Raw genomic sequence first — 14,956 nt, forward strand, 5'->3', positions numbered from 1 at the left:
CGTCAGCGAGCGGTCGCGTCCCGCGTGGTCGTGCGGATGCGGTGGACCGAGGTGGTCGCGGTGACGAAGAGCGTGCGGCCGTCGGCGCCACCGAAGCACAGGTTCGCGACGACCTCGGGCACGGGGACGTCGCCGATCCGGGTGCCGTCCGGCGCGAACACGGACACCCCGCGGTGCGTCGAGGACCAGACGTTGCCGTGCTCGTCCACCCGGATGCCGTCGGGGACGCCCTCGCCCGGGCCGAGCCGGACGAACTCGCGGCCGTTCTTCACGCGCACGCCGTCCCGGTCGTACGCGCGGATGACCGGGCGGTCCCCGGACGAGCTGGCGACGTAGAGCACGCGCTCGTCGGGGGAGAACGCGAGACCGTTCGGCTCCTCGCAGTCGAGCACCACCGGGCGGAGGTCCTCGCCGGCGGGGCCGCACCGGAACACCCAGTGGTCGCCGTACTCCCGCTCGCCGGGGTGCCCCTCGCGCGGCTGCGTGATGCCGTACGCCGGGTCGGTGAACCACACGCCGCCGTCCCGCGCGACCACGACGTCGTTCGGGGAGTTGAACCGGACGCCGGCCCAGGCGTCGACGATCGGCGTCACGACCCCGTCCCGGTCCCGCTCGACCCGACGACGCCCGTGGGAGCACTGCACGACCGAGCCGTCCCGGTCGAGGACCCGCCCGTTCGTGAACTCGACCCCGGTGGCGTACTCGCTCGTCTCCCCGGTGTCCTCGTGCCACTGCAGGATCCGGTCGCCGGGGATGTCGGACCACCGCAGGCTCCTGGTCGCCGGGATCCAGCACGGCCCCTCGGCCCAGGTGCTGCCCGTCGCGATCCGCTCGAGCGCGGTGGGGTCGGGCACGAGGTCGGTGAGCTGCACGGGTCCTCCTCCGAACGGGTGGCCGAACCGGTGTCGGCCCGCCCAGGCTACGTGCACGGACACGGTCCGGACGCGTGGCCGCCGCGCGGGGCAGAGTGGTTGAGGAGTCGGCTCCGCAGAGCCGGCGGCTGTCCGGCCGTACAGGGAGTTGCCAACCGCCTGCTCGTAGGCTGTGAGGGCCCAGTGAGCCGGACTGCAGCCCGACCCCGAGGAGGTGCCCGATGGTCTCCGTCCTCGTCGCGTTCGCGATCGTCGCCCTGATCGTCCCCGCCCTGACCCCCTTGCTCGGTCGACGCGTCTTCTACGTCGCCGCCCTCGCACCCGCGGCCGCGGCGGTCCTGACGGTCGTGCAGACGCCCCGCGCCCTCGGTGCCGGTGTCACCAGCAGCTGGGAGTGGATCCCGCAGCTCGACCTCGCGATCGCCCTGCGGATGGACGCCCTGTCGTGGGTGCTCGCCCTCGTGGTGTCCGTCGTCGGTGCCCTCGTGCTCGTCTACTGCGCGTCGTACTTCGGCCGCGACGAGCCCGGCACCGGTCGGTTCGCCGGGGTCCTGACCGCGTTCGCCGGGTCGATGTACGGCCTGGTCGTGGCCGACGACGTCATCGTGCTGTTCGTGCTGTGGGAGGCGACGACGGTCTTCTCCTACCTGCTCATCGGGCACGACGCGGCGAAGCGCGCCAGCCGGGCCGCGGCCATGCAGGCCCTCGTCGTGACGACCGCGGGCGGGCTGGCGATGCTCGCCGGGCTCGTCGCCCTGTCGGTCACCGCCGGCACCACGAGCCTGTCCGGCATCATCGCCCGGGCGCCGGAGCTCGTCGACCGTCCCGGGCCGCTCGTGCCCGTCGCGGTCGTGCTCGTGCTGCTCGGCGCGCTCACGAAGTCGGCGATCGTGCCGTTCCACTTCTGGCTCCCCGCGGCGATGGCGGCGCCCACCCCGGTCAGCGCCTACCTGCACGCCGCCGCGATGGTGAAGGCCGGCATCTACCTCGTCGCCCGTCTGGCACCCGCCTTCGCCCTGCTCACCGGGTGGCGGGAGACGATCACCCTGCTCGGGGTCCTCGGCATGCTCGTCGGCGGGTACCGCGCACTGCGGCAGACCGACGTCAAGCTCCTGCTCGCCTACGGCACCGTCGCCCAGCTCGGCTTCCTCGTGGTCGCCGCCGGGTGGGGTGCCCCCGCGGTGGCGCTCGGCGGCGTGGCGCTGCTCGTCGCGCACGCCACGTTCAAGTCGACGCTCTTCCTGGTCGTCGGGGCCGTCGACCACGTCACCGGGACCCGGGACCTCACCCGGCTCAGCGGGCTCGGCCGCCGGATGCCATGGCTCGTGGTCGTCAGCGTGCTCGCGCTGGCCTCGATGGCCGGCATCCCGCCGACGATCGGCTTCGTGGCGAAGGAGGCCGTGCTCACCGGCTTCGTCGAGGAACTGCACGGACCGCAGGCCGGGTGGGCGTGGTTCGCCCTCGTCGGCATCACGCTCGGGTCGGTCCTGACCGTGGCGTACTCGCTCCGGTTCCTCTGGGGCACCTTCGCCCGCAAGCCCGGCGTGCCGGACACCGAGGCGCACGGGGTGCACGGCCTCGGCGTCGTGCCGTCCCTCCTCGCCGGCACCGGTCTCGTGCTCGGGCTGCTCACCCCGGTCGTGGCGCACGGCATCGAGCCCGCCGCCCGGGCCGCCGCGCTGGCCGACGGCGAGGTCCCGCACCTGGCGCTGTGGCACGGCCTCGAGCCCGCGCTCGGGATATCCGCCGTCACGCTCGTCGGCGGTGTCGCGCTGTTCCTGCTCCGCCGCCCGGTCGAGGCGTTGCAGCACCGGCTCGCCGGGTCCCCCAGCGCGTCCGGCACCTACCGGCACGTGATGCGCGGGCTCGACCGCTTCGCGACCGGGCTGACCGCGAGCGTCCAGCGCGGTTCGCTGCCGTACTACCTGACCGTGATCCTGTCGGTCTTCGTCGCCGGGGCCTTGGCGAACCTCGTCCTCGGCGGCCCGTGGGCGTTCCACGTCCGGTTCGCCGACTCGTGGGGCCAGGTGCCGGTCGTCGCGGTGATGGCCGTCGCCGCGATCGCCGTCCTCACCGCGAAGACCCGGTTCGCCGCGGCCGTCCTCGTCGGCGTCACCGGCTACGGCATGTCGGTGCTGTTCGTGCTGCACGGCGCGGTCGACCTCGCGCTCACGCAGCTCGTCGTCGAGACGGTCACGCTCATCGCCTTCGTGCTCGTGCTCCGGCGCCTGCCCCCGCGCATCGCGACCGCCAACCCGTCGCGCTTCCGGGTCGTCCGGGCGCTGTTCGCCGCGCTCGCCGGCGTCACGCTCGCGATCGTCGTGGTCGTGGCCGCATCGGCCCGCACCGCCGAGCCGCTCTGGCCCGACCTGCCCGCGCTCACGAGCTCGTTCGGGCACGGCCTGAACGTCGTGAACGTCGCCCTCGTCGACCTGCGCGGCTGGGACACCCTCGGCGAGCTGACGGTGGTCGTCGCCGCGGCCACCGGGGTCGCCAGCCTGATCTTCGTGAACTCCCGCGAGGACACGCTGCCCCGCCTCCGGGACATGCCCGACTCCCCCGACGACCGGCACCGCGACGGCGGGCCCCGCGCGTGGCTGCCGACGAGCGCCGCGATCCCCACCGGCCGTTCGGCCCTGCTCGACGTCGTCGTGCGGCTGCTGTTCCACGGACTCGTCGTGCTGTCGGTCTACCTGCTGTTCGCCGGGCACAACGCCGCCGGCGGCGGGTTCGCGGGCGGGCTCGTCGCGGGCATCGCCCTCGCCGGGCGGTACCTCGCGGGCGGACCGGCCGAGCTCGGCGCCGCCGCCCCGGTGCGTGCCGGTCGGCTGCTCGGGCTCGGAGTCGCCACCGCTGCGACCACCGCGATCGTGCCGCTCTTCTTCGGCAAGGACGCCCTGTACTCCGAGTTCTTCGAGGCAACCGTCCCCGTGCTCGGCCACGTCGAGTTCGTCACCGCGACGTTCTTCGACATCGGCGTCTACCTCGTGGTCGTCGGCCTCGTGCTCGACGTCCTGCGCAGCCTCGGCGCCGAGGTCGATCGCCAGCGCCTCGAGGACTCGCGCGCCACCGTGCACGACACCACCGAGGGCGACGTCGACGACACCGCCGCCGCCTCGACCCCGGAAGGGAGCGCAGTGTGACCATCACCCTGGTGCTCGTCATCGCGATGGCGGTGCTGTTCTCGTGCGGGGTCTACCTGCTGCTCGAACGGTCCCTCACGCGCATGTTGCTCGGCTTCCTGCTGCTCGGCAACTCGATCAACCTGCTGCTCCTGATCATGTCCGGTGCGGCCGGCCGGCCCCCGATCGGCAAGACCGCCGAGGGCATCACCGACCCGCTCCCCCAGGCGTTCGCCCTCACCGCGATCGTCATCACCTTCGCCGTGAGCGCGTTCCTGCTCGCGCTCATCCACCGCTCCTGGAAGCTCTCGCGCGCCGACGAGGTCGAGGTCGACGAAGCCGACGCCGCGATCGGCCGGTCCCGCAGCGCCGACCACGACGACGACCCCGAGGTGGACTTCGACCCGAAGTCCCCGGAGGACGCCGACGACCCGCACGACGGTGCACCGCAGCCCACCGAGGAGGCCTCCCGATGACCTGGCTCGTCCCGCTGCTCGTCCTCGTGCCGCTCCTCGGCGCCGCGATCGCGCTCGGCCTGCTGCGGCACCAGGAGCTGCAGCGGGCGATCACCGTCGCGGTGCTCGCGGTCGCGGTCGCCCTCGCCGCGACGCTCATGGTGCTCGTCGACCAGCACGGCACCATCGTCGTGCAGGTCGGCGGGTGGGAGGCCCCGTACGGAATCTCGCTCGTGGTCGACCGGCTGAGCGCGCTCCTGCTCACGGTGAGCGCGAGCGTCCTGTTGCTCGTGCTGCTCTTCTCGATCGGGCAGGGGCTCGCCGCCGACGACGAGGACGCCCCGGTCACGATCTTCTACCCGACGTACCTGGTGCTCGCGGCGGGCGTGCTCGACGCCTTCCTCGCAGGCGACCTGTTCAACCTCTACGTGGCGTTCGAGATGCTGCTCGTGGCGAGCTACGTGCTCATCACCCTCGGCGGCAGCGAGCAGCGCGTCCGGGCCGGCACGACGTACATCGTCACGAGCCTCATCGCGTCGGCGATCTTCCTCGCCGCGATCGGCCTGGTCTACGGCGCGACGGGCACCGTCAACATCGCCCAGATCTCGCAGCGCGTCGCGGAGCTGCCCGAGCACGTGCAGCTGCTGCTCCACACGATGCTGCTCATCGGCTTCGGCATCAAGGCGGCCGTCTTCCCGCTGGCGTTCTGGCTGCCGGACTCGTACCCCACGGCACCGGCCCCGGTCACGGCCGTGTTCGCGGGCCTGCTCACCAAGGTCGGCATCTACGCGATCATCCGGCTCGAGACGATCATCTTCCCCAGGCCCCAGCTCAACGACGTCCTGCTCGTCGTCGCCGTGCTGACGATGGTGGTCGGCGTGCTCGGGGCGGTGTCGCAGACCGACGTGAAACGCCTGCTGTCCTTCACCCTGATCAGCCACATCGGGTTCATGGTGATGGGCATCGGGCTCGGCTCGGTCGCGGGCACGGCCGCCGCGGTGTTCTACACGGTGCACCACATCGTCGTGCAGACCACGCTGTTCCTGGTGTCCGGGGTGATGGAGCGCATCGGCGGCACGACGTCGAGCCGCTCGCTCGGCGGCCTGCTCAAGGCCGCACCGCTGCTCGCGGCGCTCTACCTCGTGCCGGCGTTCAACCTGGGCGGCATCCCGCCGTTCTCCGGCTTCATCGGCAAGCTCGGCCTGTTCCGCGCGGCGGCGGAGGACGGTTCCCCGATGGCGTGGGTGACGGTCGCCGCCGGGGTCCTCACGAGCCTCCTGACCCTGTACGCGCTCATGCGCGTCTGGGACGCCGCCTTCTGGCGGCCGAAGCCGGCCGCCGAGGCGGCCGCGCCCCACGTGACCACGGCGGAACCGCACGCGCACCTGCGGTCGCCGGAACCGGCGCCGCTGACCGTCTCCGAGGAGACGGGCGAGGCGTACCACCCTGGAGGCTCGACCACCGTCACCGACGCACCGCACGCGAGCAGCGCCTCCCGTCCGGCGACCGGGTCGACGGCCACCGCAGGCGAGGCGCCCGAGCCGGCGCGCCTGCCCCGCATGCTCGTCGCGGTCACCACGGTCGCGGTGCTCGGCTCGGTCGCCCTGACCGTCGTCGCCGGACCGCTGTACGGCTACGCGACCCGCGCCGCCGAGTCGCTGGAGTCCCCCGACCGCTACGTCCAGGCCGTGCTCGGAGGTGCCCGGTGAGCGACACCCGACGGATCTCGAACGCGCGACGGATCGTGGTCGCGTGGCGCTACGAGGTGCCGCTCGTCGCCGGACTGACGGTGCTGTGGGCGCTGCTCTGGGGCTCGTGGACGGTGCTGACCCTGCTGTGCGGCGTCGTCGTGGCGCTGCTCGTGACGCAGCTGCTGCCCCTGCCGCCGGTGCCCCTGTCGAAGCGCTTCTCGGTGCCGCGCGTGCTGCTGTTCCTGGTCGTGTGGGCCGGACTCGTGGTCACCGCGTCGTTCCGCGTCGCCTGGGTCGCGGTCCGCCCGCGCGGGGTGCGCCGGAGCTCGATCGTGCTCGTCCAGCTGCACACCACGTCCGAGATGACCTTCACGCTCGCGACGCTGGCGATCTCGCTCGTGCCGGGGTCGTACGTCGCCGACGTGGACCTGCCGCGCCGCCGGCTGCTCCTGCACGTCCTGGACACCGAGCGGATCGAGCAGGTCGAGGCGGCGAAGGCCGAGGCGCACCGGATCGAGGAGCTCGTGATCCGCGCGATCGGCTCCCGCCACGACGTGTCCGAACTGTCCGATCCCCTGCCGGAGGTCACCCGATGAGCGCCGCAGTCGTCGTCATGGCCGTGGGCGTCCTGCTCGTCCTCGCGCTGCTCGGGGCGACCCTGGCGCTGGCCGTCGGACGGATCGTCCGCGGGCCGACGATCCTCGACCGCATGATCGGCTCGGACATCGTGCTGACCACCGCGCTCGTCGTGATCGCGGCCGCGATGGCGATCCGGCAGGACCTGACCGCGGTGCCCGTCCTCGTCGTGATCGCTGCGACGAGCGTGTTCGCCACGATCGCGGTCGCCCGGATCGTCACCCCGTCGTCCGACCCGTCCGACGAGGGCATCGACGTCACCACGCCGGAGCACGCCGTCGAGGAGGAACGCCCGTGATCGCCATCCTGGAGTCGTTCATCGAGGGCGGCGGCGTGCGGGCGTGGATCGCCCTCGCGCTGCTGCTCGTCGCCTCGGCGCTGTCCCTGTCCGCCGCGATCGGCATCGTCCGGTTCCCGGACCCGCTCGTCCGGCTGCACGCGATGGCGAAGCCGCAGGTGCTCGGTCTGGCACTGGCCCTGGCGGCGGTCGTCGTCGCGGTGGGGACCTGGACGGCGCTGTGGGTGGTCGTCCCGGTGCTCGTGTTCCAGCTGGTGCTCGTGCCGGTGTCGTCGCACATGATCGCTCGTGCGGGGCTGCGGTCGAACGACTACCGGCACGAGGACCTGCTCGTCGACGACACGGAGGACTGACTCACCCGGCGAGGACCGCGTCCTCGTCGTCGTCGGAGAGCCCCGCGCCGTGCGGGTGGACGGGCTGCTGCCGTTCCCACGCGAGCGCGTCCGCGAGGGTCTCGGCGAGCGGCCGCCGCGTCAGCCCGGCCGATCGCGCCTGGACCGCCGGTCGGTCGTTCATGCCCTGGTGGTCGTCGTCGGGGATCCACAGCGGCAGCGACCGCTCCCCCGCCCACGGGGCCACGCCGCGCTCGAGGAGCACCGCGTCCGCCAGCGGCACGACCGGGACGTCCGCGGCAGCCACCGTCCGTGCTGCCTCGAGGTGCCGGTCCAACGTGCGGACCTCGCCGGTGACGTCGTGGACGCCCGCTCGTCCGCCCTCGGCCGCGCCGACGAGCCAGGCCGCGAGGTCGCGGACGTCGATCACCGAGGTCGGGCGGTCCGTGCGCGCGGGCACCACCACGGGTCGACCGGTCTCGGCGGCGCGCGCGAACCGCCACGGCCAGTACCCGGAGCGTCCGGTGTGGTCGCCCGGTCCGCCGACGAGTCCGGCGCGTGCGATCGACGCGCGCTCGACCCCGAAGGCGTCGAGGACGGCACGTTCGCACGCCACCTTGGCGCCGCCGTACTCGGCGGGGTCGTCGGACGGCTCGAGCACGGGAGCGCGCTCGTCGGCACCGCGCTCGTCCTGGGACGCGTAGACGCTCACGGTCGACACGAAGACGTACCGGTCGGCGACGGGTTCGAGTGCGGTGACGGCACGTCGGACGTGGTCGGGCGTCCGTGAGACGTCGACGACCGCGTCCCAGCGGGAGCCGTCGAGCACCTCGGCGAGGGCGTCGTCGAGCACCTCGGCGAGGGCGTCGTCGCGGTCGCGATCGGCCACGACGGACCGGGCGCCCGCGGGGACGTCGGTGCCGCGGGCGAGGCACGTCACCTCGTGGCCGCGGTCGAGGGCGTGCCGGACGACGGTCCGACCGAGCCACGCGGTGCCGCCGAGGACGAGGATGCGCATGACCCCACCCTGCCCGGGTCACCTCCGGGTGCCGTGGGCCAGGGCCGGTGTGCCTAGCGTGCGACCGGGCTCCGACGGTTGAGCAGGACGTTCACGACCGCCGCGACCACGACGAGCGCCGCCGCGTACGCCGGGAACGCCATGGCCGCCCCGGTGCCGGCCCGCTCGGCGACCTCGCCGACGACGGCGGATGCCACGGACTGCCCGACGATGACCGCCGAGCCGAGGATCGTCATCGTGGTGGCGGAGCGGCCGACCGGGGAACGGTCGGACCCGAGGCTGTACTGCGCGACGAGCGTCGGGCCGATGCCGATGCCCATCAGGCCGAGCACGACCGCGACGGCGACCACGGAGTCGGCCGTGGCGAAGGCGATCGCGCCGCCGAGCAGCACGACCCCGAACACGAGCCAGCGCCAGCCGACCCCGAACGCCCTGGGGAACGCCGCCGACCCGAGGGCGAGCGCCGCGGAGCCGATGCCCATCACGCCGTAGAGCAGGCCGGCCTGGGACGACTGGCCGTGCTGCTCCATGAAGGCGGTCAGGGCGGTGAGGGTCGACCCGAAGAACAGTCCGATGCCGAGGATGCCGACCACGACCACGACGAGCCGGGGGCGGAGCAGCTGCCGCGCGGGGGCGGTCTCCTCGTGGTCCCCGCCGCGGACGACGAGCCGCCCGGTCGGGTGCAGGGCGAACGCGGTCACGAAGACGAAGGTCAGGGCGGCCGCACCGGCGACGGCGACCCACGGGGCGATCGCGGTCGCGAGCAGGCCGACCAGGAACGGGCCGACGATGAACACGGTCTCGTCGGCGGCCGACTCGTACGCCATCGTCCCGCTGAGGACCTTCTCGTGGCGGCGAGGGGCCATGCGCTGCCGGATGATCGCGACGAGTCGCGTGCGGGACATCGGGGCCACCTGCGGGGCGGTCGCACCGATGCCGAACGACATCGCGAGCACGGCGAGGTCGGGGGCCGAGCCGGCGACGACGAACGGCAACAGCGCGAGCAGCACGGCGTTCGCCAGGCCGACCGGGACGAGGACGGCCCGCTGGCCGAAGCGGTCGGCGGCGGCACCGACGAGCGGCCCGAACAGCGCCGACCCGATGCCGACGAACGCGGAGTTGATGCCGCCGAGGGCGACCGAGTCGCGGGTGGCGACGACGAGCGTCAGCACGCCGACGACCATCATCGCGAAGGGCAGCCGCGCGACGAAGGCGATCGGGAAGTACCAACGACCGGCGAGGGAGACGAGGGACGCGTCGGAGCGTCGTTCCTGGAGCATGGGGGTGTGCCTTCTCGGCCCACCAGGTGCGAGAGCGGCGGGCCCATCGGGTGCCGCCGCTGTCCGCCGGGGTGCCGGCGGCCGGTAGATACACGGATTGCGTCCTCGATCGTACCAAGCGCTCCTGGTGCCGGACCGGTCGTAGGATCTCGACCATGGTGGAGATCGACGACGGCGGGACCGGATCGTCGAACGCAGCGCCGCCGCGGCCGACCGACCTGCTGTCGATCGGGGAGGTCGTCCGCCGGACCGGGGTCGCGGCCTCGGCGCTGCACTTCTACGAGCGCAAGGGCCTGATCCACCCCGAACGCACCACCGGCGGCACCCGGCTGTACCCGCGGCACGTGGAGCGCCGGATCGCGATCATCCAGGTGGCGAAGCGCCTCGGCATCCCCCTGGGCGAGGTGGCCGAGCAGTTCGCCGCCCTGCCCGCCGACCGGATGCCGTCGCTGCGGGACTGGGACCGGCTCAACGAGCGGTGGCGCGCGCGGCTCCGGGCCCGCCAGCTCGAGCTCGAGCGCCTGCAGCAGGAGATGACGCAGTGCATCGGGTGCGGGTGCGTCTCGCTCAACGCCTGCCTGGTGGTGAACCCCGGGGACGCGCTCGGCGCCGAGGGGCACGGTGCGCGTCGGCTCCTGCCGTTCGACGACGACGGGGCAGCCCCGGCCTGACCCCGGCCCGACCGTGCCCTGCTCAGGTGGCGAGGAAGCGCAGCACGGCGAGCACACGCCGGTGGTCGCCCGGCGCCGCCTCGAGCCCGAGCTTCGCGAACACCGCGGTGACGTGCTTCTCGACGGTGCCCCCGGAGAGGAACAGCGCCTCGGCGATCGCCCCGTTCGAACGTCCCTCGGCCATCAGGCGCAGGACGTCGGTCTCCCGGGCGGTGAGCGTGTCGAGACGGTCGCGGATCGGTCGGGGTGCCTGCACGAGCGCGGCGGCGACCTCGGGGTCGAGCACGACGTTGCCCGCGGCGACCTGCTGGAGCGAGTCGATGAACGTCGAGACCTCGGCGACCCGGTCCTTGAGCAGGTAGCCGACGCCGACCGTCGCCACGTCGAGGAGCGTGCGCGCCCACCGCACCTCGGCGTACTGCGAGAACAGCAGCACCCCGACGTCCGGTCGGGCGGCCTTGACGCGCACCGCGGCCTGCACGCCCTCGTCCGTGTGGGTCGGCGGCATCCGGATGTCCATCACCACGACGTCGGCCGGCGTCGCGGTGAGTGCGGGGAGCACCGCCTCACCGTCCCCGACGGCCGCGACGACGTCGTGCCCGCGGCCCCGGAGGAGCGCGGCGAGCCCCTCGCGGACGATCGTGTTGTCGTCCGCGATGAGCACCTTCACGTGGCGGCTCCCGCAGGCACGACGAGCCGCACCGAGGTCGGTCCACCCGCGGGGCTGTCGACGTGCAGGGACCCGTCGACCGCGCGCAGGCGTTCGAGCAGCCCGGCGAGCCCCGTGCCGTGCCCGTCCTCGGCCGTGAGTGCGACGTGGGCGCCGCCGACGCCGTCGTCCTGCACCGTGGCGACCAGGTCGGTGCCGACCAGTGCGACGTCGACGACGGCCGAGGTCGCCCCGGCGTGCTTCGACACGTTCGTCAGGAGTTCGAGGACCCCGAAGTACGCGATGCCCTCGACCACCGGCGCCGGGCGGACCGGCAGGTCGGTGCGGAGCGTCACCGGGAACGGCGCACGCGCGCAGGCGGAGGCGAGCGCCGCCTCCAGACCGGCGTCCAGGACCGGCGGGTGGATCCCGCGGGCGAGGGCGCGCAGTTCGACGAGGGCCTCCTTCGTCGCCGCGTGCGCCTGGTCGACCAGCGCCTCGACGCCGGCGCCGCCCTGCCCGTGCTGCAGGCGGTCCCGGGCGTCGCCGAGCGTCATGGCGAGGCCGACGAGCCGGGCCTGCGTGCCGTCGTGGAGTTCGCGCTCGATGCGGCGCAGGGTCGCGTCGGCGTCCACGACGGCCGCGTCGCGGGAGGCGGTGACCTGGGCGAGGCGCTCCGCACGGCGGGTGGTCCCGAGCAGCGAGCGGATGACCACGCGCTGGAGCGACCCGAGCCCGTGGTTGACGGCGGGCCACACGGCGAGCAGCAGGACGATCCCGAGCGCGGCGAACGCGAGCTGCATCGGCACGGTGTCGACGAACGTGCCGAGCAGCTGGGCGCCGCGGTGCTCACGGCCGTCGGCGCCGATCTGCGCGGGGAGGTACCGACCCCAGGCGGCGTGCGTCACGGCTCCGAGGGAGGTGACGAGGACGGCCGTCGAGACGGCGAACGAGCACGTCGTGACGACGAACCCGACGAGCAGGTAGGCGAACGCACGCCAGCGCGCCGGGTCGGTCAACCGCGTCGTCGCCCACCCGAGCGGTCCCGGGCGGCGGGCACGGAAGCGGGGCGGCGCGACCTCCTGCTCGAGCAGCGCGGCGGACATCCGTCTGGTCACGGCGGCGAACCAGGCGCCACCACCCAGGAGGAACGCGGAGACGACGAGCCCGAACCACGTGACCGCGGCGGGGACGCCGACGGCGATCGTCACGGCGAACCAGGCCAGCGCCGCGACGGCGATCGGCAGGTGCGCTGCGTGGAAGGCGAACTGTCGCCAGGTGGTCGCCCGGAACAGCGCGGTGGTGAAGTGGAACCGGGGTGCGACGGGGAACGGCGGGACGGTGGCGGAGCGGGACATGAGACCTCTTCGTGACTCGGGAAGTGTAGTGCTCCTCGAGCCTCGCGGTCCGTGACCTCCGGCAGCACCCGGCGGGCCCTCCGACCGGGTGGGGGCTCCCCCCGGGTCCCGGTCAGCGTCCGACCGGCGCCACCGCGCCCCCGGTCCCGGTCAGTGCCGGGGCGGCACCGGTCAGTGCCAGTGCGGTCCCGGTCAGCGCCGGACCGGCACCGCCGCTCCCTCGCGCGGCCGCAGGATCGGCACCTTCGGCATCACCCAGTCGACCCACACCACGCGCGCTGCCGGCGTCACCGCGAGGGCCCACAGCACCGAGGCCGCCGCGTCGGTCGGGTAGTGCACGGCGTCGATCGACACCGACAGGAACACGACGACGATCGCCACGACGCCGAGCACCTGAGCCAGTCGGTGCCACCGCGTCTCGCGGACGACCCACACGAGCGCGATGACGAACGCCGTGATGTACACGGTGTGCCCGCTCGGGTACCCGGGGTCTGGCTGCACGGGGAACGGGTGCGGCAGGAGCGCCACGTCGGGACGTGCCCGGTGCACGATCTCCTTGACCGCCGCGGAGGGCAGCCACGTGATCGCGATCGTCATCCCGAAGCCGAGCGCCGGCCGGATGTCCCGTGCCCGCCACCAGATGATGCCGGCGACGACGAAGGTCAGCGCGATCGCCGGCACCGGGCTGATCACGTGGTAGACCGCGGTCGTGAAGGCCCCGAGCGCGCCGACGTGCAACTCGTTGAACGCCTTCGACAGACCGAGGTCGACGGTGCCGAGGAAGAACCCGATGATCGTCAGGACGACCACGGACACGACGGCCACGGCGATCGCGACGAGCGGGTAGGGGTTCGGTTCGAGGATGCCGACGACGTCGGCCGTTCGCCTGCTGCGGCGGTGTTCGGGCGCGTCGGTCATCCGACCATGGTGGCAGGGCACGGGCGCGCGCGACGGTGCGCCACCCGAGGACGCATCAGAGACCACACAGGACCGGCGGACTCCGCACCCCGTCCGCCGGGGTCAGTCCTCGACGTCGAAGACCACGACGCGGGAGCTCGACCCGCCGATGTGGTCGGCGACCGGTCGGTGCTCCGGGTGCGGCAGGTAGGCCGCGAGCGCGTCCCGGTCGCGGAAGCGCACCACGAGCATCCAGTCGAAGCCGCCCTCGAGACCCTCGGTGCTCACGCTCGGCCCGGAGCGCACCGACTCGACGCCGTCGATCCGGGGCAGGTGCTCCCGGCACAGCGCGTCGGCTCGCTCGGCGTCACCGCCCGCGCCGTCCCACGCCACCAGCACCACGTGCGTCACACCGGCCATCGTCGCTCCCGTCGTCGTCGCCCACCCTGCCAGCACCGGACTGGGACAGCCCACCGGTGGGTCGTGCCTCCGCATGGACGCCCCCTGCGTTCCGCGGCGTCAGGTGACCGAGCGCATCGGGTCGCGGACGCGACCGGGAGACGGACGGGAGGCGCGGTGCGGGCTGGCACCGTGCCTCCCGTCCGTCCCGTGGTCGCGTCGGACGCGGCGTGCGTCGTCCGGAGCCGCGTCGGACGCGACCTGCGTCGTCCGGTGCGCCGCGTCGGACCCGGCTCAGAAGGCGGGCGTGCCGCCCGCGATCGTGATCGTCGAGCCGGACTGGTAGCTCGACTCCGGGCTGACGAGGTGGACGTACGCCGCCCCGAGCTCGGCGGGCTGGCCGGGGCGGCCGAACGGCGCCTGCTCACCGAAGTGCGACACGGTCTCGGCGTCGTCGGAACCCGGCTGGAGCGGCGTCCACACCGGACCCGGCGCGACCGAGTTGACGCGGATGCCCTTCGGGGCGAGCTGCTGCGCGACGGCCTCGGTGAAGGTCTTCACGGCGCTCTTCGAGATCGCGTAGTCGACCTTGTCGGGCGAGGGCGTCGCGGCCTGGATCGAGCCGGTCGTGACGATCGTCGAGCCGGGCTCGAGGTGCGGCACCGCGGCCTGGGTCAGCCAGAACAGCGAGTAGATGTTCGTCTTGAACGTCGAGTCGAAGTGCTCGGTGGTCAGGGTCAGGATGTCGTCGTTGCTGTCCATCCGACCGGCAACCATGACGAGGGTGTCGAGGCCACCGAGCTCGTCGACGGCGCGCTGCACGAGGTCCCGGCAGTACTGCTCATCGGAGATGTCGCCCGGCACGAGCACCGCACGACGTCCCTCCGACTCGAGGAGGTCGCGGACCTGCTCGGCGTCCTCCTGCTCGTCGGGCAGGTAGGACAGGACCAGGTCGGCGCCCTCGCGGGACAGGGCGATCGCGGCGGCGCGACCGATGCCGGAGTCGGCGCCGGTGACGATGCCGCGGAAGCCGGTGAGGCGCTCCTTGCCGACGTAGCTGTCCTCGCCGTGGTCGGGCTTCGGGTCCATCTTGTACGCGGCGCCCGGGAGCGACTGCTCCTGCTCGGGGAACGGCGGCTTCGGGTAGAGGGAGTTCGGGTCGCGCTTGTCGTACTGGCTCATGGGGCCATGGTGCTCGGGGGTGGGCGAGCGGGCGGGCAGCGTCACCGAGGTGGCGCGGTCGGTTCCGTCGTAGCGGATGTCGGTCGTCACCGGCCC

The 14,956-nt window shown here is 73.4% G+C and carries 15 protein-coding genes; 7 read left to right on the top strand and 8 right to left on the bottom strand.

Annotated features, from left to right (window positions below):
• Window positions 1–2: 2 nt before the first annotated feature.
• On the bottom strand, window positions 3–872 hold the full coding sequence (locus BEP24_RS06275; protein ID WP_065961476.1) for an SMP-30/gluconolactonase/LRE family protein: 870 nt from the start codon (window positions 870–872) through the stop codon (window positions 3–5).
• Between the two features lie 221 nt (window positions 873–1,093).
• Here BEP24_RS06275 and BEP24_RS06280 point away from each other — a divergent pair, with 221 nt between their 5' ends.
• From BEP24_RS06280 to BEP24_RS06305, 6 genes are read left to right on the top strand one after another with little or no spacing between them, the layout of a single operon-like run.
• Window positions 1,094–4,015, top strand: coding sequence for a Na+/H+ antiporter subunit A (locus tag BEP24_RS06280; protein WP_065961478.1), 2,922 nt, complete (start codon window positions 1,094–1,096; stop codon window positions 4,013–4,015).
• Window positions 4,012–4,470 carry a Na(+)/H(+) antiporter subunit C gene (locus BEP24_RS06285; protein ID WP_141693379.1) on the top strand — a complete coding sequence of 153 codons (459 nt, stop codon included), beginning with the start codon at window positions 4,012–4,014 and terminating at the stop codon, window positions 4,468–4,470. Before BEP24_RS06280 ends, BEP24_RS06285 begins: the two co-directional genes overlap by 4 nt.
• Complete coding sequence (locus tag BEP24_RS06290) at window positions 4,467–6,158, top strand: Na+/H+ antiporter subunit D (protein ID WP_065961480.1); 1,692 nt, start codon at window positions 4,467–4,469, stop codon at window positions 6,156–6,158. The genes BEP24_RS06285 and BEP24_RS06290 overlap by 4 nt, the downstream gene beginning before the upstream one ends.
• Window positions 6,155–6,736, top strand: a complete 582-nt coding sequence (locus tag BEP24_RS06295) for a Na+/H+ antiporter subunit E (RefSeq protein WP_065961484.1) — start codon at window positions 6,155–6,157, stop codon at window positions 6,734–6,736. Before BEP24_RS06290 ends, BEP24_RS06295 begins: the two co-directional genes overlap by 4 nt.
• Window positions 6,733–7,074: a hypothetical protein gene (locus BEP24_RS06300; protein WP_065961486.1), complete on the top strand. Its 342-nt coding sequence runs from the start codon at window positions 6,733–6,735 to the stop codon at window positions 7,072–7,074. Before BEP24_RS06295 ends, BEP24_RS06300 begins: the two co-directional genes overlap by 4 nt.
• Entirely contained in the window at window positions 7,071–7,427 is a 357-nt protein-coding gene (locus BEP24_RS06305) for a monovalent cation/H(+) antiporter subunit G (RefSeq protein WP_083230142.1), read from the top strand. The genes BEP24_RS06300 and BEP24_RS06305 overlap by 4 nt, the downstream gene beginning before the upstream one ends.
• Window position 7,428: 1 nt before the next feature.
• Here BEP24_RS06305 and BEP24_RS06310 read toward each other — a convergent pair whose 3' ends face one another.
• On the bottom strand, window positions 7,429–8,424 hold the full coding sequence (locus tag BEP24_RS06310) for an NAD-dependent epimerase/dehydratase family protein (RefSeq protein WP_065961489.1): 996 nt from the start codon (window positions 8,422–8,424) through the stop codon (window positions 7,429–7,431).
• Between the two features lie 53 nt (window positions 8,425–8,477).
• A complete protein-coding gene (locus BEP24_RS06315) occupies window positions 8,478–9,704 on the bottom strand; it encodes an MFS transporter (RefSeq protein ID WP_065961491.1) in 1,227 nt (408 codons plus the stop codon).
• A gap of 155 nt (window positions 9,705–9,859) precedes the next feature.
• Here BEP24_RS06315 and soxR point away from each other — a divergent pair, with 155 nt between their 5' ends.
• A complete protein-coding gene (soxR, locus tag BEP24_RS06320; RefSeq protein WP_065961492.1) occupies window positions 9,860–10,375 on the top strand; it encodes a redox-sensitive transcriptional activator SoxR in 516 nt (171 codons plus the stop codon).
• A 22-nt stretch (window positions 10,376–10,397) separates the two neighbouring features.
• On the opposite strand, the gene BEP24_RS06325 is transcribed toward soxR, so the two are convergent.
• From BEP24_RS06325 to BEP24_RS06350, 5 genes are all read right to left on the bottom strand, one after another.
• Complete coding sequence (locus BEP24_RS06325; RefSeq protein ID WP_141693380.1) at window positions 10,398–11,045, bottom strand: response regulator transcription factor; 648 nt, start codon at window positions 11,043–11,045, stop codon at window positions 10,398–10,400.
• Window positions 11,042–12,382 (bottom strand): sensor histidine kinase, encoded by a 1,341-nt coding sequence (locus BEP24_RS06330; RefSeq protein ID WP_083230143.1) that lies wholly within the window; start codon window positions 12,380–12,382, stop codon window positions 11,042–11,044. The genes BEP24_RS06325 and BEP24_RS06330 overlap by 4 nt, the downstream gene beginning before the upstream one ends.
• A 192-nt stretch (window positions 12,383–12,574) precedes the next feature.
• Window positions 12,575–13,300: a phosphatase PAP2 family protein gene (locus tag BEP24_RS06335; protein WP_065961494.1), complete on the bottom strand. Its 726-nt coding sequence runs from the start codon at window positions 13,298–13,300 to the stop codon at window positions 12,575–12,577.
• A gap of 102 nt (window positions 13,301–13,402) precedes the next feature.
• Entirely contained in the window at window positions 13,403–13,690 is a 288-nt protein-coding gene (locus tag BEP24_RS06340; RefSeq protein WP_171898741.1) for a Dabb family protein, read from the bottom strand.
• A gap of 282 nt (window positions 13,691–13,972) precedes the next feature.
• Complete coding sequence (locus BEP24_RS06350) at window positions 13,973–14,950, bottom strand: SDR family oxidoreductase (RefSeq protein ID WP_253181608.1); 978 nt, start codon at window positions 14,948–14,950, stop codon at window positions 13,973–13,975.
• Window positions 14,951–14,956: the final 6 nt, after the last annotated feature.

It is taken from the genome of Curtobacterium sp. UCD-KPL2560, assembly GCF_001705035.1.
GTDB lineage: Bacteria > Actinomycetota > Actinomycetes > Actinomycetales > Microbacteriaceae > Curtobacterium.